Origin of the sequence: Acinetobacter ihumii, from assembly GCF_900625095.1 — a bacterium.
Classification (GTDB): domain Bacteria; phylum Pseudomonadota; class Gammaproteobacteria; order Pseudomonadales; family Moraxellaceae; genus Acinetobacter; species Acinetobacter ihumii.
This window is the reverse complement of sequence record NZ_LR130760.1, coordinates 1,182,265-1,207,695: the sequence shown is the minus strand read 5'-3', so window position 1 is coordinate 1,207,695 and position 25,431 is coordinate 1,182,265. Positions and strand designations below refer to the sequence as shown.

Annotated in this window: 24 protein-coding genes; 14 read left to right on the top strand and 10 right to left on the bottom strand. The window is 39.0% G+C overall.

Annotated features, from left to right (window positions below; translation table 11 throughout):
* Positions 1 to 16 precede the first annotated feature (16 nt).
* From E0D95_RS05640 to E0D95_RS05625, 5 genes are all read left to right on the top strand, one after another.
* Positions 17 to 439: an OsmC family protein gene (locus E0D95_RS05640; RefSeq protein ID WP_130802975.1), complete on the top strand. Its 423-nt coding sequence runs from the start codon at positions 17 to 19 to the stop codon at positions 437 to 439.
* A gap of 98 nt (positions 440 to 537) precedes the next feature.
* Complete coding sequence (locus tag E0D95_RS05635; RefSeq protein ID WP_130802974.1) at positions 538 to 966, top strand: GNAT family N-acetyltransferase; 429 nt, start codon at positions 538 to 540, stop codon at positions 964 to 966.
* A gap of 218 nt (positions 967 to 1,184) precedes the next feature.
* Positions 1,185 to 5,021 carry a phosphoribosylformylglycinamidine synthase gene (gene purL, locus E0D95_RS05630; RefSeq protein WP_130802973.1) on the top strand — a complete coding sequence of 1,279 codons (3,837 nt, stop codon included), beginning with the start codon at positions 1,185 to 1,187 and terminating at the stop codon, positions 5,019 to 5,021.
* A 211-nt stretch (positions 5,022 to 5,232) separates the two neighbouring features.
* Entirely contained in the window at positions 5,233 to 5,349 is a 117-nt protein-coding gene (locus tag E0D95_RS15990) for a KGW motif small protein (RefSeq protein WP_431830739.1), read from the top strand.
* A 61-nt stretch (positions 5,350 to 5,410) separates the two neighbouring features.
* Entirely contained in the window at positions 5,411 to 5,725 is a 315-nt protein-coding gene (locus tag E0D95_RS05625) for a YqfO family protein (RefSeq protein WP_130802972.1), read from the top strand.
* 2 nt (positions 5,726 to 5,727) lie between these two features.
* Here the strand turns inward: E0D95_RS05625 and E0D95_RS05620 are convergent, their stop codons facing one another.
* Together E0D95_RS05620 and E0D95_RS05615 are read right to left on the bottom strand one after the other, a co-directional pair.
* Positions 5,728 to 6,513 carry a nitroreductase family protein gene (locus E0D95_RS05620; protein WP_130802971.1) on the bottom strand — a complete coding sequence of 262 codons (786 nt, stop codon included), beginning with the start codon at positions 6,511 to 6,513 and terminating at the stop codon, positions 5,728 to 5,730.
* Between the two features lie 174 nt (positions 6,514 to 6,687).
* Complete coding sequence (locus E0D95_RS05615) at positions 6,688 to 7,488, bottom strand: enoyl-CoA hydratase-related protein (protein ID WP_130802970.1); 801 nt, start codon at positions 7,486 to 7,488, stop codon at positions 6,688 to 6,690.
* A gap of 101 nt (positions 7,489 to 7,589) precedes the next feature.
* Here E0D95_RS05615 and E0D95_RS05610 point away from each other — a divergent pair, with 101 nt between their 5' ends.
* Together E0D95_RS05610 and E0D95_RS05605 are read left to right on the top strand one after the other, a co-directional pair.
* Positions 7,590 to 8,156, top strand: coding sequence for a nicotinate-nicotinamide nucleotide adenylyltransferase (locus E0D95_RS05610; protein WP_130802969.1), 567 nt, complete (start codon positions 7,590 to 7,592; stop codon positions 8,154 to 8,156).
* A gap of 43 nt (positions 8,157 to 8,199) precedes the next feature.
* Positions 8,200 to 8,778 (top strand): YceI family protein, encoded by a 579-nt coding sequence (locus tag E0D95_RS05605; RefSeq protein WP_130802968.1) that lies wholly within the window; start codon positions 8,200 to 8,202, stop codon positions 8,776 to 8,778.
* A 78-nt stretch (positions 8,779 to 8,856) separates the two neighbouring features.
* Here E0D95_RS05605 and E0D95_RS05600 read toward each other — a convergent pair whose 3' ends face one another.
* The 5 genes from E0D95_RS05600 to dapD form a co-directional block, all read right to left on the bottom strand.
* The gene (locus E0D95_RS05600; RefSeq protein ID WP_130802967.1) at positions 8,857 to 9,321 is read right to left on the bottom strand and encodes a peroxiredoxin; all 465 of its coding nucleotides are present in this window, start codon (positions 9,319 to 9,321) and stop codon (positions 8,857 to 8,859) included.
* A gap of 59 nt (positions 9,322 to 9,380) precedes the next feature.
* Complete coding sequence (locus tag E0D95_RS05595) at positions 9,381 to 9,791, bottom strand: hypothetical protein (protein WP_130802966.1); 411 nt, start codon at positions 9,789 to 9,791, stop codon at positions 9,381 to 9,383.
* A 16-nt stretch (positions 9,792 to 9,807) separates the two neighbouring features.
* Positions 9,808 to 10,476 carry a 7-cyano-7-deazaguanine synthase QueC gene (gene queC, locus E0D95_RS05590; protein WP_130802965.1) on the bottom strand — a complete coding sequence of 223 codons (669 nt, stop codon included), beginning with the start codon at positions 10,474 to 10,476 and terminating at the stop codon, positions 9,808 to 9,810.
* Positions 10,477 to 10,514: 38 nt separating this feature from the next.
* Positions 10,515 to 11,225 (bottom strand): 7-carboxy-7-deazaguanine synthase QueE, encoded by a 711-nt coding sequence (queE, locus tag E0D95_RS05585; protein WP_130802964.1) that lies wholly within the window; start codon positions 11,223 to 11,225, stop codon positions 10,515 to 10,517.
* 111 nt (positions 11,226 to 11,336) lie between these two features.
* Positions 11,337 to 12,158 carry a 2,3,4,5-tetrahydropyridine-2,6-dicarboxylate N-succinyltransferase gene (dapD, locus tag E0D95_RS05580; protein ID WP_130802963.1) on the bottom strand — a complete coding sequence of 274 codons (822 nt, stop codon included), beginning with the start codon at positions 12,156 to 12,158 and terminating at the stop codon, positions 11,337 to 11,339.
* Positions 12,159 to 12,452: 294 nt separating this feature from the next.
* Here dapD and carO point away from each other — a divergent pair, with 294 nt between their 5' ends.
* A complete protein-coding gene (gene carO / locus E0D95_RS05575; protein ID WP_130802962.1) occupies positions 12,453 to 13,205 on the top strand; it encodes an ornithine uptake porin CarO in 753 nt (250 codons plus the stop codon).
* Between the two features lie 109 nt (positions 13,206 to 13,314).
* On the opposite strand, the gene E0D95_RS05570 is transcribed toward carO, so the two are convergent.
* Genes E0D95_RS05570 through epmB form a run of 3 tightly spaced genes read right to left on the bottom strand, consistent with a single transcriptional unit; the run spans position 13,315 to position 18,224 of the window.
* On the bottom strand, positions 13,315 to 15,462 hold the full coding sequence (locus tag E0D95_RS05570) for an EAL domain-containing protein (RefSeq protein WP_130802961.1): 2,148 nt from the start codon (positions 15,460 to 15,462) through the stop codon (positions 13,315 to 13,317).
* Positions 15,444 to 17,192, bottom strand: coding sequence for a GTPase (locus tag E0D95_RS05565; protein ID WP_130802960.1), 1,749 nt, complete (start codon positions 17,190 to 17,192; stop codon positions 15,444 to 15,446). The genes E0D95_RS05570 and E0D95_RS05565 overlap by 19 nt, the downstream gene beginning before the upstream one ends.
* Before the next feature lie 15 nt (positions 17,193 to 17,207).
* Positions 17,208 to 18,224 carry an EF-P beta-lysylation protein EpmB gene (epmB, locus tag E0D95_RS05560; protein ID WP_130802959.1) on the bottom strand — a complete coding sequence of 339 codons (1,017 nt, stop codon included), beginning with the start codon at positions 18,222 to 18,224 and terminating at the stop codon, positions 17,208 to 17,210.
* 70 nt (positions 18,225 to 18,294) lie between these two features.
* On the opposite strand from epmB, the gene efp reads away from it, so the two are divergent.
* The 6 genes from efp to E0D95_RS05530 all read left to right on the top strand — a co-directional run bounded on the left by efp (position 18,295) and on the right by E0D95_RS05530 (position 25,410).
* Positions 18,295 to 18,864: an elongation factor P gene (gene efp, locus E0D95_RS05555; protein WP_130802958.1), complete on the top strand. Its 570-nt coding sequence runs from the start codon at positions 18,295 to 18,297 to the stop codon at positions 18,862 to 18,864.
* Positions 18,865 to 19,032: 168 nt separating this feature from the next.
* Positions 19,033 to 21,138, top strand: a complete 2,106-nt coding sequence (locus tag E0D95_RS05550) for a carbon starvation CstA family protein (protein WP_130802957.1) — start codon at positions 19,033 to 19,035, stop codon at positions 21,136 to 21,138.
* A gap of 2 nt (positions 21,139 to 21,140) precedes the next feature.
* On the top strand, positions 21,141 to 21,440 hold the full coding sequence (locus E0D95_RS05545; RefSeq protein ID WP_130802956.1) for a YbdD/YjiX family protein: 300 nt from the start codon (positions 21,141 to 21,143) through the stop codon (positions 21,438 to 21,440).
* 79 nt (positions 21,441 to 21,519) lie between these two features.
* Positions 21,520 to 22,479: an AAA family ATPase gene (locus E0D95_RS05540; RefSeq protein WP_130802955.1), complete on the top strand. Its 960-nt coding sequence runs from the start codon at positions 21,520 to 21,522 to the stop codon at positions 22,477 to 22,479.
* A gap of 26 nt (positions 22,480 to 22,505) precedes the next feature.
* Positions 22,506 to 23,411 carry a DUF58 domain-containing protein gene (locus E0D95_RS05535; protein ID WP_130802954.1) on the top strand — a complete coding sequence of 302 codons (906 nt, stop codon included), beginning with the start codon at positions 22,506 to 22,508 and terminating at the stop codon, positions 23,409 to 23,411.
* A 1-nt stretch (position 23,412) separates the two neighbouring features.
* Positions 23,413 to 25,410, top strand: coding sequence for a transglutaminase TgpA family protein (locus E0D95_RS05530; RefSeq protein WP_130802953.1), 1,998 nt, complete (start codon positions 23,413 to 23,415; stop codon positions 25,408 to 25,410).
* Positions 25,411 to 25,431: the final 21 nt, after the last annotated feature.

Sequence of the window (25,431 nt, the reverse complement as noted above, 5' to 3'; positions counted from 1 at the left end):
TTTTTGGGTAGTTGCAATGCAAACAAGTGTTCATTGGCTAGAGAATGTTGCTTTTGAAGCGAAATCTGAAAGTGGTCATCAAGTGGTAATGGATGGCTCTGCCGCATATGGCGGTGAAAACCGTGGACCACGTCCTATGGAGTTGATTTTAATGGGACTTGGTGGGTGTGCTTCGTTTGATATTGTGACCATTTTAAAGAAAGCACGTCAGGATGTGACGGGTGTTGTATGTGAGTTAAAAGCAGAACGTGCCGATGCGATACCTGCTGTTTTTACCAAAATTCATTTACATTTTGTAGTGACTGGAACTGCTGTGAAAGAAAAACAGGTTGCCAAGGCTGTTGAGCTTTCAGCAGAGAAATATTGTTCAGCCAGTAAAATGCTTTCCGATGGTGGTGTTGAAATTACCCATGATTTTGAAATTATTGAAGCAGCTTGATCCTGTCGCTGAATAATGAAATTTAAAGCTGGCATAAGTCAGCTTTTTTTTATGGGATTGAGCAACTTTACCTATATATGAAATATTGAGAAATTCCGATGGTTATTGTACGAAAAGCACACCTCAAGGATGCACCCGTCATCAAGTCTTTATTGGCACAGTTAGGATATGATCAGGATGTCGCTTCAATCGAAAAGAAAATTTCAGAATTTGATCAAAATCATGATCAATATATTCTGGTCGCTGAGTATCAGCAGCAGATTGCTGGATTTCTGTCATTGAGCATGATTCCTCAGTTGGCGCTACAAGGCGATTTTGCACGTATAGCTTATTTATGCGTGGATGAAAAGTTGAGAGGTCAAAAAGTGGGTCAAACTCTATTGGCATATGCAGAAGATATTGCAAAAGAGCGGGGTTGTGATCGTTTAGAGTTACATTCGAGTGATCATCGGAAGCAGGCACATCAGTTTTATCTTGCACAAGATTATGAAGACTCGCCGAAATATTTTCGTAAGTTTTTAAAATAAATAAACTCATCTTTAAGAAGATGAGTTCAGAACATTTAGTCTAAAACGAGATGGATATATTTTGAGCATTTACGATAAAGATCGTTTTCGCGAATAAGATAAGAGAAATCCATGCTCTCCATCTAGCTGATTTTGCCTTTTCACAGTAGAATATGCGCTCTCTCTAAAGTCACATTGCGGTAAAGTTCAAAAGACTTGCCCGTGGAGCCAAAATCAACATGTTTATCGTGGCCGGTGCACCAGCACATTCTTCATTCAAGAAAGCTCAACTATTAACACGTTTATCTTCAATCAGTTCTGTCCAAACCTTTGACAGTCAATGGATTTACCTGTTTGATCAAGCGCTCGACGAGCAACAGCATCAATCTGCATTGCAACTTTTAAATGATGGTACATCGTTTGAATTACGCCAAGTGACCAATGATGAAATACAAGTCTTGGTGACACCACGTATTGGAACCATTTCTCCATGGTCATCTAAAGCAACAGATATCTTTAAAAACTGTAATACGCCAGTGCATCGTTTGGAACGCGGTATTTTATATACATTAAAAGGTGTGTCCCAACTCAGCAATGAAGTTAAGCAAGTGTTGCATGACCGCATGACTGAAACCGTGTTTAGCCAGATTGAAGATGCACATCGTCTATTTTTAGAAACAGCACCTAAGCCATTAAACTCGATTGATATTTTAGGTGAGGGAAAACAAGCTCTAGTCAAAGCCAATAATGAATTTGGTTTTGCCTTGTCTGACCAAGAAATTGACTATTTAACTCAAGCCTTTACCGATTTGGGGCGTAATCCAAACGATATCGAATTGATGATGTTTGCACAGGCGAACTCTGAACATTGTCGTCATAAAATCTTTGGTTCAGAATGGACCATTGATGGTGAAAAACAGCCATTATCGTTGTTCCAGATGATTAAAAATACCTATAAAGAGTCGCCAGATGAAGTGTTGTCAGCCTATAAAGACAATGCATCGGTGATCGTGGGTTATGACACGCAGCGTTTTTATCCAAAAAAAGACAACGAAACTGGGCATTTTGTTTATAAGTATAAGAGCCAAGCCGCGCATATCTTGATGAAGGTGGAAACCCATAATCATCCGACTGCAATTTCTCCATTTGCAGGTGCTGCAACAGGTTCGGGTGGTGAAATCCGTGATGAAGGTGCAACAGGTCGTGGTGGTAAACCCAAAGCAGGTTTAACGGGCTTTACTGTATCTAACCTGAATATTCCAGGTTTTGAGCAGCCGTGGGAAGACAACTACGGTAAACCTTCACGTATGGCATCGCCATTACAAATCATGATTGAAGGGCCATTAGGTGGTGCAGCATTTAATAACGAATTTGGTCGTCCAAACTTAAATGGTTATTTCCGTACCTTTGAACAAAACGTCAATGGTGAAGTCAAAGGTTTTCATAAGCCAATTATGATTGCAGGCGGTTATGGCAACATTCGCCCTGACCATGTAGAAAAAGATGCGATTCAACCGGGTGATTTACTGATTGTACTCGGTGGTCCAGCCATGTTGATCGGTTTGGGTGGTGGTGCTGCGTCTTCTGTAGATAGCGGAACCATGGGCGAAAACCTTGATTTTGCTTCAGTACAGCGTGAAAACCCTGAAATGGAACGCCGTTGTCAGGAAGTCATTGATAGTTGCTGGCGCATGGAAGATTTTAACCCAATCGTTTCAGTCCATGATGTCGGTGCGGGTGGTTTATCCAATGCCATGCCTGAACTAGTGAATGACCATGAGTTAGGTGCGATTCTAAATCTACGTAAGATTCCTTCACTTGAACGTGGCATGAGCCCAATGGAAATCTGGTCAAATGAAGCACAAGAGCGTTATGTACTTGCGATTCGTCCAGAATCTTTAGAATTGTTTGAAGAAATCTGTGCGCGTGAGCGTTGTCCATTCGCCGTTTTGGGTGAAGCAACCGAAGCGCGTCATTTGACGGTTGAAGATCCATTGTTCCATGACAATGCAGTGGATATTCCAATGCAAGTCATGCTCGGTGGTACGCCACGTATGCAGCGTTCGTATGAAACGATTGAACGTCAAGGCAATGAATTTGATACCTCAAGCATCGATCTCAAAGATGCGATTTTCCGTGTGTTGAAAAATCCAACTGTCGCATCAAAATCATTTTTGATCACCATTGGCGACCGTTCAATTACAGGGATGGTGGCACGTGATCAAATGGTCGGGCGTTGGCAGGTTCCTGTGGCAGATGCGGCAGTCACCACGACTAGCTTACAAGGTTATACAGGTGAAGCGATGGCAATGGGTGAACGTCCACCTGTAGCATTGCTCAACCCTGCGGCTTCTGCGCGTTTAGCGGTTGCCGAAGCCATTACCAATATTGCCTCAGCCAATATTGAGCAATTGGGCGACATCAAACTGTCTGCAAACTGGATGGCAGCAGCAGGTCAACAAGGTGAAGATCAAGCCTTATTTGAGGGTGTAAAAGCCATTGGGATGGAAATGTGTCCAGCATTGGGTATTGCGATTCCAGTCGGTAAAGATTCACTTTCAATGCGTACCACTTGGAATGATGAAGGTGTTGATAAGGCCGTTACATCGCCAATGTCAGGAGTCATTACTGCATTTGCGCCTGTGAGTGATGTGCGTAAAACGCTGACACCTGAGCTTAAACAGCTTCAAGATTCAGTTTTAGTCCGTATTGATTTGTCTAAAGGCAAATTCCGTATTGGTGCATCGATTTTAACCCAAGTGTATAAAGCGATGGGTACAATCACGCCAGATGTGGATAGCTTTGAAGATCTAAAAGATTTCTTCAATCTAGTTCAAGACTGGAACAATCGCGGCTTGGTTCAGGCCTATCATGACATCGGTGATGGTGGTTTATTAGCCACTGTTGCTGAAATGATGTTTGCAGCACGTTTGGGTGTTGCTTTAGAGCCACAAAGCATTGAAAGTTTGTTTGCAGAAGAAATTGGTGCAGTTTTACAACTTAAAGCTGCTGATTGGGATACTTTACAAGCTGAAATTGAAAGCTCAAACTTAAAAGATGCGATTAGCTTGGTTGGACGTGTCAATACTACAGACCAATTGACTGTGAATGGTTTAACTTTGGCACGTGCTGAATTACAACAGGCATGGGCAGAAGTGTCTCATCAGATCCAGCGTTTACGTGACAACGTTGAAACAGCAGATCAGGAATTTGCTTTAATCGCAGATCAAAATCATCAAGGTTTAATTGCACAAGCGACTTATGATTTGAACGAACCTGTAGAAGCGCCATTTATTGCAACACGCCGCCCAAATATGGTGATTTTGCGTGAACAAGGGGTTAATGGTCATGTTGAAATGGCAGCGGCCTTTGACAAAGTCGGTTTCAACACTGTTGATGTGCATATGAGTGACTTACTAGCAGGTCGTGTTGATCTTCAAGATTTTGAAGGTCTTGTGGCTTGTGGTGGTTTCTCTTATGGTGATGTGTTGGGTGCAGGTGGTGGCTGGGCAAAGTCAGTGCTATTTAATCCAAAATTACGCGATCAATTTGAAAGCTTCTTTAATCGTGACAGTACTTTTAGCTTGGGTATTTGTAATGGTTGCCAAATGCTTTCACAACTTGCGCCATTGATTCCGGGTGCAGACAACTGGCCACGTTTCCATCGTAACGTATCAGAAGTGTTTGAAGCTCGTGCGGTCAATGTACGTGTAGAAAAATCGGTATCGGTATTGCTGCAAGATATGCAGGGTTCGATTTTACCAATCGCCGTCGCACATGGTGAAGGTCGTGTGGTTGCTAGCAATGAATACTTGGCAAGCTTAAATAGCAATGATCAGGTGACTTTGCGTTATGTTGATAGTTCAGGTCAGCCGACGCAACATTACCCACTGAATCCAAACGGTTCACCAGAAGCGATTACGGGCGTGACTTCGAAAGATGGTCGAGCTACGATTATGATGCCGCATCCAGAGCGTAATTTCCGTGCTTTACAGCATTCATGGAAACCGGAAGACTGGACTGAAGATGGTGCATGGTTGCGTATGTTCCGTAACGCACGTAAGTTTATTGGTTAATTACAATTAACGATTAAACATCACCACCTTTGATTAAGTTAATCAAAGGTGGTTTTTTATTGGGTTGATGATGATTAAAAAAGTTTTTCCCATTCTCAAATATTGTTGATGAAAAATTGTTTGGTTTTATAAATCTTGAGCCAGTTTGGATTGGTACAAATTTTGCTTTTATTTTAATCATTCATTACCAATCTTACATTGGAGAAACAGTATGAAAAATAATGGGCAAGATATATCACGAAAACGTAAGGGGTGGATGTGGTTCGGTGCAGTCGTGACAGCAGAATTATTATGGATGTTAGGCAATTATCTAGTTTTACAGTCATAATGGCTTCACTACTCAAGATTATTCGGTAATATGTTTTTAAGCATCTAACAACATATTGATTATGCTAAAACTGATTTATTACGTACCAGAATCTCATTTGGAATCGACTAAACTTGCTATTTTTGAAGCTGGAGCAGGGGGTATTGGCAACTATCAACACTGTGCATGGCAAGTGAAAGGAATAGGGCAGTTTAAGCCAATTCAAGGAGCTAAACCTTTTTTAGGGCAACTGGATGAGTTAGAACAACTTGAAGAATGGCGTGTCGAAACCATCGTTCCAGAAGAAAAAGCTAGCGCTGTCGCAAAAGCATTAAAGGCAAGCCATCCTTACGAAGAGCCTGCCTTTGAATTTATGCAAATATTAGATATTCAATAAAATTAAACTTTTTGAATAAATAAATTGCGGTCAAAACGATATTGCGGGAAAAATACACCATCTTCAGCACGTTCACCAGCACCTATCACCATAATCGGAAATTGCTGGTCATTCAGTTTTAAGATTTTACGTACCATTGGCTCATCAAAGCCTTCCATCATGCAACTATCAAAACCATAAGCACGCAATGAAAGGACCAGATTTTCACAGGCCAAAGCGGTGGTTTTACTCGCCCAAAGCTGTGCATCGGCAGGGTTAAATGCGGTCACAGGCAGTTGTTTATCTAACGTTCGCGCCACTTTAAAAGCAACCTTTTTAAAGTTGCCGAGCGCATTGAAATAACCTGTTTTGTAATTATAAGGAATAAAGCGATAATATTTTTTGACCATTTCGGGTGCTTCAGGAAATGGAAACTCGCTGATATTCTTTTTCGCCATTTCATCGACACGATCGGTTCGTGCTACACAAACAATCAGTTCTGCCGCAGTTTTTGCTGCAAGTTGACCTAAACAGGCTTTCACCAATTGTTTTTTCTTGGTGGGATTTTGTACTACATAAAACGTCCAAGGCTGTAAATTAGACGAATTGGGCGCAAGTAATGCCAAGTCTAAACAAGCATCAAGCACTTCTGCTGGAATGACTTTATCGGTAAATTTACGTACAGAGCGACGGCTTTCAACCACTTTACGAAAATTGTCGACATCTATATCTTGTGGGGCAGGCTCAAAATAGCGTTTTTTTTCGGAACCTTGTGAAGAGTTTTGAGAAGGTTTTTCTGAATTGGTCATAACTGTTCAAATATTTAATAATTAAAGATCATAAGTGAGGATATCACTCGATGCTTTTATGCTGGTAAAAAAGTGCAGTTCCTGAGATAAAATGCGTGTCATCCACTTGTATTCAGATGCAGTATTTTATGCTCAGGATGTTTTTTAGCCAGTTTACGATTGGTAAATAGGGTTTTAATCAAACTGAGAAAAATCAGGCTTACGTTTTTCCATAAAAGCTTGAACTGCTTCTTTCATTTCAGGCGAACGTACACGTTGCATGAAAATTTCGGCTTCATCATCAACACATTGTACAATCTCGGCAAGGTCTTGCTTCATTAATGCCTTAGATTGCTTAATGGATGCAAGCGGTAAAGCAGCCAATTGTTGGGCTGTCTGTTCAGCCAGTGTATATACATCATCACTGATTTGATTAACCAGACCTGCTTTTTCAGCAACTTCTGCATTAAATTTCTTGGCTGTAAACAAAAGCTCTGCGGCACGATGGTAACCTGCCTGTTTGACCAATAAACGACTGGCAGCACCTTCAGGAGATAAGCCTAGGCTGACAAATGGAATCTGAAACAGGGCAGTTTGGTCTGCATAAACAATATCAGCATGTAATAAAATCGTGACTCCAATACCAATCGCAACACCTTTAATGGCAACAATAAGTGGTTTTGAAAGTTTGGCAGCAGATTTAAGTAATACAAATGGCGGTTGATCACCAGCTTTACCTTCATGAGGTTTTTGAATAAATGACATGAAATCTTTCATATCATTACCCGCTGAAAAGTCGGCATCAGCACCACGTAAAATCACCACACGAACCTGACTGGACTGATCAGCTTCATCCAGAGCTTGGGCAATCCATAAATACAGTTCACCATACAACGCATTTTTGGCTTCAGGGCGGTTAATGGCAAGCGTCAGAATGCCATTTTCTAATTTTGCATTTAAATGTTGATGCGGTTGTTGAATACAGCGAAGTGTCATCGTACTATCCTTGCTTTCAATCTTGGGTTTATGTTTGCCATTATGTCGTAAAATGAATTGTAAATGACTACTGGTGAGTTCATAAAAAATGAAGTTGGTTTATGTATACATTTGATTATCTCGTTTTCATTGGGCGTTTTCAGCCTTTTCATCTTGCGCACATGCAAACCGTTGAAATTGCCTTACAACAAAGTCAGAACGTCATCTTGGCTTTAGGGTCTGCACAGCCAGAACGTAATATTAAAAATCCTTTTCTGGCCTTAGAACGTGAAGCAATGATCTTATCTAATTTTTCAGAAGATGAGCAAAAACGGATTCATTTTGTACATATTGTGGATGTTTATGATGATGAAAAATGGGTACATCAAGTTAAAACCTTAGTGAATCAGATCACACCACCTCATGCAAAAATTGGCTTGATTGGGCATTTTAAAGATGAATCTTCTTATTACTTAAAGCTTTTTCCTGAATGGACCATGGTCGAGTTAGAAAGTTTGAAATCTTCCCTGTCTGCAACGCCAGTCCGAGAAGCATATTATCGTGGTGAAATTCAAGCACAGGCTTTTCCACAAGGTACAATTGATTTTTTACAAGCCTTCCAAAAAAATCCGATATATCAGGAACTGCAAAATAAGTACGTATTAAATGACAAGTCGAATCTGAAATAGTGAATTACAGGAAGTAATCTGTATTCTTATTTGGGGGCTTGCAATGACTTTGGCTATACATCAATTGCGAAGAAAGTTTCTTTGCTTAACTGGCTTAATCTGCCTGACTATAACTCAGAGCTATGCAACCAATTGGGTATTAACACCAACAAGTTATGTTGGATTGCATATTGACTCAGCCAATATGTCGACTATCAAAGCAAAATTTAATAGTGTTCATGCAATCATGTATTTTGATGTAAATTCACCACAGCAAGCGTCGTCACGGTTTATTTTAAATGTAGATAGCCTCAGTCTTAATCAACCGTCTATAAAGAATATGCTGTTGGGTAAGGATTTATTTTATGCGGCTCAATATAAAACGGTGAGCTTTAAAAGTGATCAATTCAAATCATTAGGAAATCATCAATATCAAATTTTGGGACAATTAACCATTCGAGGTGTAACACGTCCTGCTGTCTTCGATACGACTCTCCAACCTGTTCCCAAGACTGCTAATTTGATGAATATTGCTTCTAGCAGCAGCGTCGATCTTAGCGATTTTGGAATGAAAAAGGCATCGGATGGGATGGCTGAAAAAGTTAATATTCAGATTAACGGTCAATGGAAAATAAAGCCTTAATCTTGTTTGATCTTTCTGAGTTAAATCAAGATGTAGCTTTCATTAAAATACTCCAAGCTACATCTTTGTCTAAAAGCATCACGACTGTTGTAACATTTTTAAATCTTCTAAAACCTGTTCTGCATGACCTGCGGCTTTGACTTTGCGATAACTTTTAACCAGTTGTTGATTGTGGAAAATAAAAGTTGAGCGTTCAATGCCCATGACTTTTTTGCCATACATGTTTTTTTCTTTAATCACATCAAAATGTTGGCACAACATTTCATCTTTATCACTGATTAATTCAATACTCAAAGATTGTTTTTCGGTAAAGTTTTGGTGCGCTTTGACTGAATCACGAGATATACCAATAATACTTGCATCTAAGTCATCAAATTGATCTTTCAAACAAGAAAAACCAACGGCCTGTGTAGTACAGCCTGGTGTGGAATCTTTGGGGTAAAAATAAATAATTAACCAAGGGGAAGTAAGTTCCGTTAGATTGATCTCTCCATGTGTTGCAGGGAAAGATTGATTCGGTAATGAAATATTCTCGCTGCTCATTTATTTTCTCTCCAGAAAAAACAAGCCACATAAAGTGGCTCGCTTATTATAAATTTTACTTATTTCTTACTTTGCGCAGATTTCATGGCTTCTTCAGTCAAGCCTTTCAATTTACCAGTCAATTGAGGACCAAAACAAGCCTGTAAGTCTTTGTTTTGTTGTTGTACAAAGGCTAAACTACCCGGACTTTTCTTGGCATTAATCGCACTTTGTACTTCCCATTTTTGAGCATTGGTCATTTTACCATCTGCTTCAACGGCACATGTACAATATTTACTGACTTCAGCAGCAGATAATTTATTTCCTTTTGCTGTTTCATCTTTACAAAGATTGATGAGAGCACCTTTGACATTGGTACTTTTATAAGCCTGTTGCAGTTTGTTTTCATCCGCGGCATGAGTCATGGTTGCAGTAAATGCAGCAGCAGCCATAATTGAAGAAAGGATAAGTTGCGTGTTCAATAATTTCATAAATAGTACCTGATTATTATGGTATGTAGCGTGTTGGATCTGCGACGCCTGCTTCAATAAAGCCTTGTTTACGTAAACGACAGCTATCACATTTCCCACATGCACGACCTTCAGCATCTGCTTGGTAGCAGGAAACAGTTTGACTATAGTCTACGCCATGTTCAAGCCCTAAACGTATAATATTCGCTTTGGATAAATGTAACAAAGGTGTTTCAAATGTAAGAGGTTTACCTTCAACGCCTGCCTTTGTTGCCAAGCGTGCCATATTTGTAAAGGCTTCAATATATTCAGGACGACAATCTGGATAACCTGAGTAATCTACAGCATTAACCCCAATCACAATGGCTTCTGCTCCAAATACTTCTGCCGCAGCCAGTGCATAAGATAAAAATATTGTATTACGGGCAGGGACATAGGTAATAGGAATACCTTGTTGCTCGTGATCGGGTACTTCAATGTTATGATCTGTAAGCGCAGAGCCACCCAGATTACCCAAGTCAATATTAATGATGCGATGTTCAACACCAGCAGCTTGTGCTAAAGCTTTGGCAGCATCAAGTTCGGTAGTTGAGCGTTGCCCATACATGAAACTTAAAGCCATGCATTCATAACGCGCTTGTGCCCAAGCTAAACAAGTGGTTGAATCTAAGCCGCCTGATAATAAAACGATGGCACGAGGGCGCATACGATGTTCTCCAAAACAAAAAATAAGACAATTGCGGATTAACGACCTGTTTCGTCATTCCAGAGCAGTTTGTGTAATTGCAACTGGAAGCGAACTGGGAGATGGTCATCCAGAATCCATTGCGCCATATCACGCGCAAGCTGAGGTAGTTTAACTGAACCTGTTTCAACTGCAAATGCAGGAGAAAACCAAACGGTACTGACTTTCTGTTCCAATTGATAATCTTTTAACTGTTTCTTAGACCATTCATAGTCTTCACGGTTACAAATTACAAATTTGATTTGGTCATGTGCAGTTAAGTAATCCAAATTACTTAAAAGATTACGCTTTTCTTCCCCAGAAGTGGGGGTTTTTAAATCCAGTACTTTTGATACCCGTGGATCAACATTAGACACATCAAGTGCACCACTGGTTTCCAAAGAGACTTGGCAACCTAAATCTGATAACCGCGTCAATAAATGCAAACAGTTAGGCTGAGCAAGCGGTTCACCGCCTGTCACACAAATATAAGGTGTTTTAAACGATAACGCTGTTTCAATAATTTGATCGAGTAACTGACGTTCACCGCCTTCAAAAGAATATGTGGTATCACAATAGGTACAGCGTAAGGGACAGCCCGTTAAACGAATAAAGACAGTAGGTAAACCTGCGGTATTGGCTTCTCCTTGTAAGGAATAAAAAATTTCCGTAATACGGAGCCCCGCAGATGGGGCTGATACAGGAATATTTGTTGAACGTAAAGAAGTCATTGCAGAAATACCACACCTTAGAAAACAAAAATCTCTACGATCAGATTTGAACTTAGAGACGAGGAGCGTTTTAAGCTCCAAAGAACGATTAAGTTCTTAAAATAAATCGAATTAATCAGCGCGTAACAAATCGTTTAAGCTTGTTTTTGCACGAGTTTGTGCATCAACCTTCTTCACGATAATTGCAGCATATAAGCTATATGTACCATCTTTTGATGGTAGGTTACCCGGTACAACGACAGAACCTGCTGGTACGCGGCCATAGTGGATTTCGCCAGTTTCACGGTCATAAATACGAGTCGATTGACCAATATAAACGCCCATAGAAATGACAGAACCTTCTTCAACGATCACGCCTTCCACGATTTCAGAACGTGCACCGATAAAGCAGTTATCTTCAATAATTGTTGGATTTGCTTGTAAAGGCTCTAATACACCACCAATACCTACACCGCCAGACAAATGAACATTTTTACCAATTTGCGCACATGAACCAACCGTTGCCCATGTATCGACCATCGTGCCTTCATCTACATATGCACCAATATTGACATAAGAAGGCATTAGCACGACATTTTTTGCCTGAAAACTACCACGACGTGCTACTGCTGGAGGTACAACACGAACTCCCGCAGCTTTAAACTGTTCTTCAGTCCAATCCGCATGCTTGGTTGCAACTTTGTCATAAAAACGTAAGTCACAAGATTCAATCGGTTTGTTATCGTTCAATTTGAAAGACAAGAGCACTGCTTTTTTAAGCCATTGATGCACAACCCATGCGCTATCAATTTTTTCAGCAACACGTAAAGTACCATTGTCTAAGCCTGCAATGGCTTGTTCTACGGCATCACGAATTTCAGTTGGGCATTCCGCTGCACTATAATTTGCACGATCTTCAAAGGCTTGCTCGATGATTGTAGAAAGCTGAGACATGTTCTTCCTTCCAAAAAAATTTGAACAATTTTACACGAATTCTGATGAATAATCTTGTGAAATAAATTTTCGGCTGCATTATTTAGAAATAAAAAGATTAAGTTTTAACCAGATAATTGTTAATTGCAATTACAACAAATGTCTTTAAAAACAATAACCAAACTTATTTGTATCAAAAGTTAACAGAAAATGATCAATTCTCTTATAAAACCTTTTTTATGTTTCTCATAAGATAGCCCTACGCAATAACAATTTATTTAGATGCAAAGAAAGTCTTTTTGAGGAGAGAAATCAATGAAAATGTTAAAACTTATTGCAGTTGCTGGTGCTTTAGCTGCTGTTGCGGGAACAGTAATGGCGGATGATGCTGTTGTTCAGGATCATTACCAATTCGATCAAAAACAACTTCTACCAGTAGGTGTTCGTGCTGAAGTCGGTACCACAGGTTATGGTGGTGCATTCTTATGGCAGGCTAACCCATATGTAGGTTTAGCTCTAGGTTATAATGGTGGTGACATTTCTTGGACTGATGATGTATCTGTAAATGGTACAAAATACGATCTTGATATGGACAACAACAATATCTATTTGAATGCTGAAATCCGTCCTTGGGGTGCAAGTGCCAATCCATGGGCTCAAGGTCTCTATGTCGCGGCAGGTGCAGCTTATTTAGACAATGATTATGATCTTGCTAAACGTATTGGTGATGGTGATACGTTATCGATTGATAACAAAAATTATCAGCAACTTGTACCAGGTCAAGAAGGTGGCGTTCGTGGTAAGATGAGCTATGAAAACAACATTTCTCCTTATGTTGGTTTCGGTTTTGCACCGAAATTTAATAAAAACTGGGGTGTGTTTGCAGAAGTAGGTGCATACTATACGGGTAATCCAAAAGTTGAATTAACTCAATATAATCTTGCTCCAGTAACAGGTAATACGACTGGTGCTCAAGAAGCAGTAGATAGAGAAGAAGATAAAATCCGTAATGATAACAAGTATGAATGGTTACCTGTAGGTAAAGTGGGTCTTAACTTCTACTGGTAATTTAACAGTTAATAATCATACAAAAAAAGAACCGCACCTGCGGTTCTTTTTTTGTATTTTCAAATAATAATAAAAGCTCAACGGTTTAAACCGTCGACTGGTTTAAATCTTATTGATCTTGCACATCAGTTAATTGATCCAGTTTTTTCTGAAAATAATCACCTTGCAAATATCGAGCCTCAATGTTCCATGCATTTGCAAACATCGTCATATCATTTAAATCTTTGACTAATATTTCTACAGGTTTGACTGTGTGAAAATGTTCAACCTTTTCTTGAAGTTGCGACAACTCACGATCAGAACTTAACATCTTACAGAGCTTTTCATTCAAGCTGATATAGTTTAAATCGATCTGACTTAGAATTGATTCGCTATACATGGAAAGCCCAAAATCGCGTACCGAAATTTCCGCATCAAGCTGTTTTAATCTTGCAATTTGTTGTTGCGCCACATTTAAATTTAGACTAATTGATTCTTCAGAAAATTGCAGGATAAGTGGCGATTTATTTCGACTACCTACAATGGTTAGAAGCTTGGAGATTAAATCGGGTAGTTGTTGGTCATTTAATAAAACATGACGATTTAAATTAATAATAAGTTTGGCGTTTGGATATTGAATAAGGAAATTATGTAATTGTTTACATGCTTCCACCAAGATCCAGCGGTCTACCTTGATTGAAAGCTCGGCATTTTCTCGTAAATCAGGAAGATGATGAACATTCTGCCAAGTATTGTCGTAAATAAATCCACTGGTCACTTCATAGATATAAAGGTTGGTGTCTTGTTTATCATAAAGTTGCTGGTATTTTAAATGAATATCGCCTACATCCAATTTTTGCTGCAAAACCTGCAAAATGGATTGTTGAGCTTTCGGAATACTCGAGGTATCTAAGTTAATTTTATCCAGTTTTACTTCAGGTTGAGTTTTACTGAGTTCACCTAAATCTTGTTGAGAAATATTCTGGATGATGGTCGGCAAACTTTGACTAAAAGCCTGTTCCATTAAAGATTCAAAAGTTTTTTCATCTTTTAATGATGGCTCTGGCAGCGTGAGATAACCTAAGCGAAGATTTAAAGAAAAAGTCAATTTTCCAACGCCTAACAGTTGTGGCTTTTCTAAAGATTTTAAACTCATCAACTGTGATTGAAGGACTTGCTCAGATTCGGCTTGAAATAGACAAATATAAACAGCCGCATTTAATTTATAAACGGAACTATTCACTTGTTCTTTAATAAAATCATGAATATTTAAAAAATAATCTTTTATTGTACTTAAATGTTGTTTAAATACTTCATCTGGACAATGGGATAAACTAATCACAACTAAGGCATTTGCTTCTGCCGGTTGTTTGCTCAATTGACGACTCACTGAATGATATACATTGTTTAAAGAAGAGCGTCTTTCTAATTCAACAGCTTTTAAGCCTGTTTCTGAAAACGTCGGTGCGACAGTGGACACATCGCAATCGATCACCAGTTGTATGGCATCTTCTTGATCGGAAGGTAAAAATTCGATTTTAAGCGGATTTTTCACATCAATGGATGTGTTTTTAGAGACAATATCAAATTTTGATTGATCAAAAATATGTTGAGAAACACGTTTAAATTTTTGCTTGAAGGTATTTAAATCTGTGGGTTGTAAAATATCCAGAATGGGTAAACCAATTAAATCCTGTTCGTTGTTAATTTTAAACAGTTCAAGATATTCTGGATTGGCTTGTATATGAATACCTTCCTGAATAATCGCAACAGCTTTATTACTTTCTTGTACCTGTGATTGCACATGTAAATGAATATGATCGAGTTCGTCTGCAAGGCGTTGCTCATTTTGTTGTAAGCGACTATAGGACAATGTTCTAATGAGCGAAATATAGACATTTTCAGGATTTTTTAGATCAATCAGATCATAAATGCCTTTATGAATATAACTGGTATATTCAGATAAATGATAGTTTTCAGGCGTTAGAAGTAAAACAGGTAATTGAGGTTGTGAAGATGCCTGAATAAGTGAAATCACTTGTTCAAACTTTAAGTCATAAGCACGACCAAAAATAACGATATCCCAACCTGTATTTAATTGTTTCTCAAAACTTTTTAGATCATCAAGTAAGGTTGCTTGAACCTGATGATTTTTAGAGGTAAAAATTTCAATGATTTGATTATAACGAAGCTGATTATCATCAATAATGAGTAAGCGCGTCTTCGTTAATTTTAACTTTTTAGAAAGTAACGAGTTTCTCATTTTAAAGCTTCCCATACATCTTGGTTATTTAAATCTTTTGTCTGCTTAAACATAAAGTTTTTCAGAATATTTTGTTGCCGATCATCTAAGAACTCGAAATCAAACTGTATAAAACTTTGAGTAATCAGCTGGGCTTTGAGTAAATACAGCTTAAATTCCTCTTTATCCAGTCTAAGATGAACACCTTGTTGTTCTCTAAAAATCTGCGAACCCGGTAAAATTAGACTGTTTTTGACTTGATCCAGATTTTGACTTTGCATTAACAGGGCAGGGTGATAATTATGACTATGTTGATCTGCTTGTACCCGTACAGCGCATGGGAAAATTTCTTGCGCCAAAATTTCCAGACCAATTTCCAGACTTTTTTCACTGGACTGTTTAATCCAGCGAATTACACCACCACGCCACTGGTTATGCGTATTTTCTTTCACTAAAATGAACTCACCCGTTCTTAAATTTTTGGGTGCTTCTTCAGTCCATTTGATGCGATAACCATTGACACTTATATCTAAAACTTCAGTTTGATAGATGAGTTTAGCTTCACGGTTTAAACGCTGATTATTAGGCAAACTTGATGTTTCTTGTTGAGTTAAACCAGAGGCTACTCTTGAACTGTTTTGTAAAGCATAGTGGTTATCGAGCTGTAGCGTTTCACTAAAATTTTTGGCTTTGGATAAATAAAAATGTGCAGTGAGTAAACTAAAACAAATTTGTAGTTGTGCTGAATATTCATAACGTTCGTGCTGACGTTCTGCCACAGTACCTAAAATATTTTGAACATGAAATTTTAGGGCAGGGCTTAAATAAATTTTTTCAGTTTGCGAAAGATAATCATTGCTACGATGCAACGTAGAAGTAATATGATCGAGTAAGCTTTGAATAACGACATAGATTGAAGGAGAGTAACCCTCATTTTGTTGTTTATTATAAACAGGTGGCTGATCCTTTTGTGTGTCGATGATATATTTTGAAAGTGAAGTTTCTTTGGGAAAAATCTGTAATAATTTTGCCCAATCATAACTGCATTGATACAGTGCCTGAATTTCTGTCTGACGAATCTGATTCGTATTTAAAATATCCAGCAAAATTAAGCGAGCATACGCTTGGGTAATATTATTTAACTGGTTTTGAGTGCCTTGTAGCTGATTAATATTGGTAAAATGAATGTTGGATTTTAAGGCGATTTCATACAGATAATGTGCAATAAACCATTGCCCAATCATAGGTTCGCTATAGAGTAAATGTTCTTGGTATAACAATTCGGTTAGTTGCTCTAGCGCATAAAAAATTGCAAGGATACGTGCAGTTTGTAAATTCTTTTTTTTATGTAGCGCAAAAATAGAAAATTTATTTTGTTCGAGTTGTTCGGTACTACGTCGAACGATATCAATGTATATACCAGCAAAATGTTTACGCAGTAGAATCGCTAGCTCAATAATATGTTCATTACGGTCAGTCGTAATTAAACCTTGATTCACAAAATGCTTTTCAAAACTTCCTAAAACGTTCTCCAGCATTGGATGCATGGTTTGTAATAAATCAAAGCGCAAGGTTTCAGAACATTTTAATTCAGATAATTCGATGAGTGCCGAGAATAATGCTTTGGATGTATCCCCCAGTTGCATAATGGATAATGAAGACACCCATTCAGAAATATCTTTAACATTGGCATCACTAAAGCTTAACGCATCTCGACTTAAAATAGTGGAAGCTTCGAAAATATCCGTAAATGTTTGATTCATCATGGCTTATTATTCAACTCAAAATGTTGAAACCCCAAACAGTGGTGTTTTATTTTTCTCGCCCGCGATTTCCCTAACCAGCTTAGGCACCAGATATCCTGATAAACTCGCTAAGACTTCCTGATATATATGATCAACTTTTGATGTCTCAACATCAAAATGTTGGGCACCTTTTACTTTATCTAAAACATGTAAGTAATAAGGCAATACTCGTGCTTCAAACAAACGATGACTTAAATTGATCAACGTTTCTGCGTCATCATTCACACCCTTCAGTAAAACTGCCTGATTTAACACAGTAATACGTTCAAATGATAATGCTGCCAGCTTACTACAGGTGTAGTCATCCAGCTCTAAAGCATGGTTTGAGTGTACCACTACTACTATGCGTAGCCTACTGTTTTTTAATAAAGAAATCAGCTCATCATCGACACGGTTGGGGATAACAATCGGAACTCGTGAATGAATTCTCAAAATTTTAATTTGAGCAAGAGATTCGATTCGTTCTAACCAGATTTTTAATTTACGATTGCTCAAGGTCAGGGGATCACCGCCACTTAAAATGACTTCCTCGATGGCAGGATGTGACTCAATATAATTTTGAATGTTTAACCAATCTTCATTTTTAGGTAAATTTTCCTGATAAGGGAAATGTCGACGGAAACAATATCGACAATGAACCGCACACGCGCCTGTAAGTGTAAGTAAAAATCTGGAATGATACTTATGTAAAACGCCCGGTAATTGATTGGCATCTTCTTCTGCAAGCGGATCAGTCACAAACTCTGGATATTCTTCTAATTCTAAATGATGAGGTAAAATTTGTAAGAGTAGTGGGTCAGCCGGATTTCCCTTTTGCATTTTGTCAACAAAAGCACGTGGAACCCGCAATTTAAACTCATTTGACGCAAGAATTGCCCCAGATAAGAGCTGATCTGGAGAGAGTTGCAAAATATTTAATAACTCTAAAGGATCTGTGATGAGATCATTGAGTTGCTTTTGCCAGTTTTGCTCTTGATACAAATAGTTTATCATGCGACACGGAAAAAATAATGCTAGTCTAGCATTAATACATTTAAGTTAGTAAGTTTGGAGTTTGCCAGTCATGGCTAGTTATTCTACAAATGAATTCAAGCAAGGTCTTAAAGTCATGCTTGATGGTAACCCATGTTCAATCATGGAAAACGAGTATGTTAAGCCGGGTAAGGGCCAAGCATTTAACCGTGTGAAACTTCGTAACCTAAAAACAGGTAAAGTTTTAGAAAAAACATTTAAATCTGGTGATTCACTAGAAGCAGCTGACATCGTAGAAGTCGAAATGGACTATCTGTATAACGATGGTGAGCTTTGGAACTTCATGGATCCTGTATCTTTTGAACAAATTGCAGCTGATAAAGTGGCAATGGGTGATGCAGCCAAATGGTTAAAAGATGACTCAAATGAGAAATGTACCATTATGTTGTTTAATGGCGTTCCTTTAAATGTCAGCGCACCAAACTTTGTGGTATTAAAAATTGTTGAAACTGATCCGGGTGTTCGTGGTGATACTTCAGGTGGTGGCGGTAAGCCTGCAAAACTTGAAACAGGTGCAGTTGTACGTGTTCCATTGTTTGTTCAACAAGAAGAAAGTGTTCGCGTAGATACTCGTACAGGCGAATATTTAGAACGTGCATAATGGTTTTAAAATAGACTATCATGCAAGGGATGATCACAATCATCCCTTTTTTTATGCCAAAGTATTAGATGAAAATAACAAGATGAGGAGTAAATTCACCGTAGGAAATTACACACAATAGATGGATCTATATTTTAGGGCGGTTATTCATAAATAATGAGGTCATGAATGGAAACAATTCAAAGGAAATCGACACTTCCCTCAAAGTTACTCTGGAGTCTCGTCGCGATTGTAGGTGCAATATCTTTCGGGATATTGGCCGTAAGTCGTGGGGAACACGTCAATGCAGTATGGATGGTTTTGGCTGCAATCTGTGTTTATAGCATTGCATATCGGTTTTATAGTTTATTTATTGCAACACGAGTTTTCGAACTCAACGCCAGACGATTAACCCCAGCACATCGTCTGGCTGATGGTCTGGACTATGTACCAACCAATAAATACGTTTTATTTGGACATCACTTTGCTGCGATTGCTGGAGCAGGACCGCTGGTCGGGCCTATTTTGGCTGCTCAAATGGGTTATTTGCCCGGTACCATTTGGCTCTTGGTCGGCGTGGTAATTGCTGGTGCTGTTCAGGACTTTTTAGTTTTGTTTATCTCAACACGCCGTGATGGTAAATCACTGGGTGAAATGGCAAAACAGGAGCTCGGTTCCTTTGCCGGTGTGGTGGTCATGCTGGGTGCATTGGGTGTCATGATCATTATTTTGGCAGTATTGGCACTGGTGGTGGTTAAAGCACTTGCGCATAGTCCATGGGGTGTATTTAGTATCGCCGCTACGATACCGATTGCATTGTTTATGGGCGTATATATGCGCTATCTACGTCCCGGAAAAATTGCTGAAGTTTCAATTATTGGTTTCGTATTGATGATGCTGGCCATTGTCTATGGTGGACATATCGCTGCTGATCCATATTGGGGACCATTTTTTACCCTGACCGGAACACAACTGACTTGGTGTCTCATCATTTATGGCTTTATTGCGTCTGTTTTGCCAGTCTGGCTCCTGCTTGCACCTCGTGACTATTTATCAACATTCCTTAAAATTGGGGTGATTGCAGGTTTAGCCATTGGAATTATGGTTGCTTTACCAGAACTCAAAATGCCAGCAGTGACTCATTTTGTCGATGGTACGGGGCCTGTATTCGCTGGCAGCATGTTTCCGTTTCTGTTTATTACCATTGCCTGTGGTGCAATTTCTGGTTTCCATGCATTAGTTTCCAGTGGTACTACACCGAAACTGATTGATAATGAAAAAGATATTCGTGTCATCGGTTATGGTGGCATGTTGATGGAATCATTCGTGGCGATTATGGCCATGATCTGTGCGACAGTGCTTGATCCGGGTGTGTATTTTGCCATTAATGCGCCAGCTGCTGTACTCGGTACAACGGTAGAAAGTGCTGCTGAAGCTGTACGTAATATCGGTTTTGTAGTGACGCCTGAAATGCTAACTTTGTTGGCGCAGGAAGTGGGTGAGACTACAATCTTGTCACGTACAGGTGGTGCACCAACCTTTGCGATTGGTATGGCACATATCATTTCGGAAATTTTTAATAACCGTTCAATGATGGCATTTTGGTATCACTTTGCGATTCTTTTTGAAGCCCTATTCATTTTAACTGCGGTTGATGCAGGAACACGTGCTTGTCGTTTTATGGTGCAGGATACAGTCGGTATCGTGATTCCAGCGATTAAAAAATCAGGTTCATTTATTGGAAATGTGATTGGTACGGCGGTTGCAGTAGGTGGCTGGGGATTCTTTGTTTATCAAGGGGTGGTTGATCCTTTGGGTGGGATTAACTCCTTATGGCCGCTATTTGGTATTGGTAACCAAATGCTGGCAGCGATGGCATTGATTTTAGGTACAGTCATTCTGTTTAAGATGAAGAAAGAAAAATATGTGTGGGTCACCATTGTGCCGACTATTTTCTTACTGATTACCTGTATGACGGCAGGTTGGCAAAAGATTTTTCATGAAAATCCAAAAATTGGTTTCTTGGCACAAGCGAATCGTTTTTCAGATGCCATTGGTCGTGGTGAAATGTTAGCTCCAGCCAAAACCATGGCGGAGATGCAAACAGTTGTGTTGTCTAATCAAATTAATGCAGTACTTTGTGCATTCTTTATGATTGTTGCAATTATTATGGTCATTGCATCGCTAGGTGTGATTCGTCGTGCCTTGGCGAGTCGAGAGCCAACTGCAAAAGAAGCACCTGCCATTTATGCTGATCCTGAAACGGTTACGCCAGTGACCACAAAAGGAGAATGACTATGAATCTAAAAATTGCTCAAAATGGTCGTGCGGTCATTGTTAAAATTATCAAAATGACCATTATGTCGCAAAAAGATCTGTTGTTGTCTCCAAAAAATTGGTCACGTATTGCAACCTTATTCAAACGTTTACAGCAGAGTTTCCGTTTGATGGTGGGTGTGCCTGATTATGAAACTTATTTGGAACACATGCATAAACATCATCCAGATCTGGAACCGATGGATGCCAAAACGTTTTATCGGCATTGTGTGGATGCACGTTATCCATCCAGTGGAAATTTAAAAAAATGTCCGTGCTGATAGGTTTTTAATTTCTTTGGAAAAAAACAAAAACGGTGTATGTTGATTCATATGCCGTTTTTTATTTGGAATCTGTGTCATGTGGGGAATGGAAAGAATAACAAAACCTGAACAACGTCAAGAAAATGCCAATCTGGAACGTATAATCAGGGATTATTCTCCTAAAATTGATGTATTTCTCAAGCAAATTAACCAATTGATTTTAGATAAATCGCAACAAACGCAATTGGCTTTGGCGTGTTTGTTCGCTGGTGGACATGTTTTGTTTGAAGATTTGCCGGGTTTGGGTAAAACCACATTAGCTCATGCTTTGGCACGTTTGGCAGGACTTGATTTTGGCCGTATTCAGTTTACAAATGATATGCTGGCCAGTGATGTCATCGGCATTAATATGTTTAATCAGAAACAACAGCTGTTTGAGTTCAAAAAAGGTCCAATTTTTACCCAAATTCTATTGGCAGATGAGATTAACCGTTGTAGTCCCAAAACCCAAAGTGCTTTGCTTGAGGCGATGGAAGAGGGGGCAGTCACTGTAGATGGTATCCGTTATTCCTTACCGCATCCATTTTGGGTGGTCGCGACACAAAATCCACTCTTTCAAAGTGGCACTTATGCTTTACCCGAATCACAGCTTGATCGTTTTTTAATGCGATTGTCTTTAGGTTATCCTTCACGTGATGCTGAAAAATTATTATTACAGCAGCAATCCAGGCAAGATTTACTATCACATATTCAGGCGGTATTTAGTGCATCAGAAATTGTCGAAATTCAGAATATTATCCCAGAAATTCATAGCAGTGATCGAGTTTTAGAATACATACTGGATTTGGCTCAACAAACGCGCAAGCACCGTCATGGTTTATCGACACGTGGTGTTTTGGCACTGAAAGTCGCTGCTCAGGCATTTGCCTTTATTTCCAAACGTAGTTATGTCATTACAGACGATATACAAGCAGTTTTTGTTGCAGTGGTTTCACATCGTATGAATGTGAATGAATATGAAGCACAACAAATTCTGGAAAGTGTGAACGTGTTATAACGATTTAAAAATATGGAGAGCAAACAATGCAAACTGCTGTGCAAAAATGGTTTGCAAAACGTTTTCGAGTAGACCAATCAAAGATTTTGAAACAAAGCGATATTTTAGTTTTTTGTTATCAGCAAGGTTTTTTGTATTTGGTTTTAATTGTCATTACATTTATTGCAGGTATTAATTATGCCAACAACCTGATTCTGGGCTTTTGTTTTTTAATCAGTGCAGTGTTGTGCATCAGTTTTTATCTGACTTTTAAACAATTACATCAATTAAAAGTCGAGATTATTTATCCAGAAGTTGGGCAAGTGGGGCATTTTCTGGTGCTTAAACTTCAGTTTAGACAATTGCACATGTCGACACGTTTTTTGCAAATAAGGACAGAGCATCAGCAACAGCATATGTTGTTTAACCAGCATGACCAGCAGTTTGAACTTATTTTTGAACCGAAGCAGCGCGGTGAATTTGAGTTACCTGCGATACACATTTATTCGACCTATCCATTTGGTTTAGTCCGTGCGTGGACTTATTTTTATCTTCAGCGGAAAATCTGGATTGCACCGAATACGGTCAGCATTGAACTGGATGATCAACAGCAAAGCCAAATGAATCAGCATGATTTACATGAGTTTAGAGAGTTACGTAATTTTAGAGAAGGGGATGGTCTTCAATCTGTTTCATGGAAACAATTTGCACGAGGGCAAGGTTTATTTGTCAAAGTATTTGAAAATGAAATGGATCAGCAAAGGTTAATGATTGATTATGCTGATATTCCCTGTCAGGGACATGAACAAAAACTAAACTGGATGATGAGCTTGGTCGAACTTTGTGAGCAGCGTCAGGAGACTTTCGCACTGGTTTTACCACATGCATCGCTTGAATATGGTTCTGGGGAAAAGCAGAGTATACAAGCCAGAAGATTACTGGCGCAGGCTTAGTATGACCGCTATTCTATATTTTTGTTTAATTCCTTTACTGATCATTATTCTATTGGCGCAATTGGTTTATTTGCCGATCAGTCTCAGTGCGTTGTGGTCGGGGGCACTATTTTGGCAGATTTGGCGTTATTACCGTGGCAAAATTGCACCCATTTCCAAATGGATTTTGCTTGGTTTTGTCATGCTATGTCTGCTATTTATCTACTTACAATATCAGAGTTTTTGGGGAGTTGAGGCTGGTGTTGCATTACTCAGCAGTTGTCTATTTGCCAAATGTCTTGAAAGTAAAAGTGTTCGCGATTTACTGATTGTTTTTAATTTTGGATTATTTGTTTGTGCCAGTTTGTTTTTGCATAGTCAGTCGTTCTGGATGACCTGTCTGGTTTTGATCGGGCTTGTATTTTGTTTTATAGGTTTATATCGGATTCAGACCTACAATTTTGAGCATGTTCAAACAAAAAAAATATCTATAAAAAATGATGCTCAACACGTATTAAAATTCATTGCTTTTGCACTGCCTTTTTTTATTATTCTTTTCATTTTTTTCCCAAGATTACCACCATTATGGCGTGTTCCAATTGCATCTCATCAGGGGGTGACAGGGATGAGTGATCGAATGTCGCCTGGAGATATTGCAGAGCTTTCCCAATCGTCTGCATTGGCATTTCGTATTATTGGTCATTTAAAACAACTGCCTCCTGTGCAGAAGATGTATTGGCGTGCAATGGTATTGGATCACTATGATGGTGCAGTGTGGACAAGCCAGCCATTCAATCAGTTGCCGTTGCCAGTGCATGAACCAGTTGATACGGACAAAACGGTCAAATATCAATATCTGGCAGCCGAGCCACAGCCATGGGTGATGTCATTAGAACAATCATTTCCAGTTGATTCTTTTTATCAAACTCATATGGATGGAAGTGTCAAACCACGCCGATTGATACAACAAAACAAACCAATTCAATTGCGCTGGAAGGCGGATCAGAATCGTATTTATCCAAGTGATCAACAACAAATTAAGGCGGCTCAACAAACCGACTTTACTTTACAACCTAAAACTCAAGCGTTGGCACGACAGTTATGGGCGCAAAGTCAGTTCAATCCTGAACGTTATGTGCATAAAGTGCTCGATTGGTATCGTCAACAGGGCTTTGTCTATACTTTATCGCCGGGTCATTTAACTGCAAACCGAACGGATCAATTTTTATTTGAAACTCAAAAAGGCTTTTGTGAACATTATGCTTCGAGTTTTGTCATATTAATGCGTTACGCGGGGATTCCTGCACGAGTGGTGGTGGGCTATCAAGGTGGACAATTGGCTCCTGATGCCCAAAGTTGGGAAGTCAGACAGCTTGATGCTCATGCATGGGCAGAAGTTTATATAAATGGTCAATGGCAAAGAGTTGATCCTACATCTGCTATTGCCCCGACACGTCTGGATATGGGCATGCAACAATATTTGCAGCAAGATCAACGTGTGTGGGGAGAGCAATCTGGGCTAATCTGGAAACACCAGTTTAATCTTCTAAAACAGACACGTGTTTGGAGTGATTATTTAGCTTATCAGTGGCAGAGTAAAGTTGTCGGCTATGATGTAGATCGCCAGCAAAGCTTTTTGTCCAGACTTGGGCTACACTCATTGTATAGTTCTGTTGTGGTCATGCTCGTTGCAATCGCAATTTTGATTTTGTTTTATTACTTAAAATGGCGGATGGATCGGCGAAGAGAACTTTCAGTACTTGAACATGAAATTTATAGCTTTGAAAAAAAACTATCAGTTGAAATGAAAAAAAGATATGCAGAAACCTTTAAACAATGGATGCAACGTCTGGCTGAACATGTAGCGTACAAACAGGTATTTTTTGAAGTCATTCATTTACAGGAAAAAATACGATATGTTGAACAATATCATGATCAGGATATTGTGAAATTCAGGCGATTGCTTAAAGACTGTTCATCTGAAATCAAGCGAGCAGAAAAAAACTTGTCATCTTCATGAAAACTGAATATGATTGCTCAC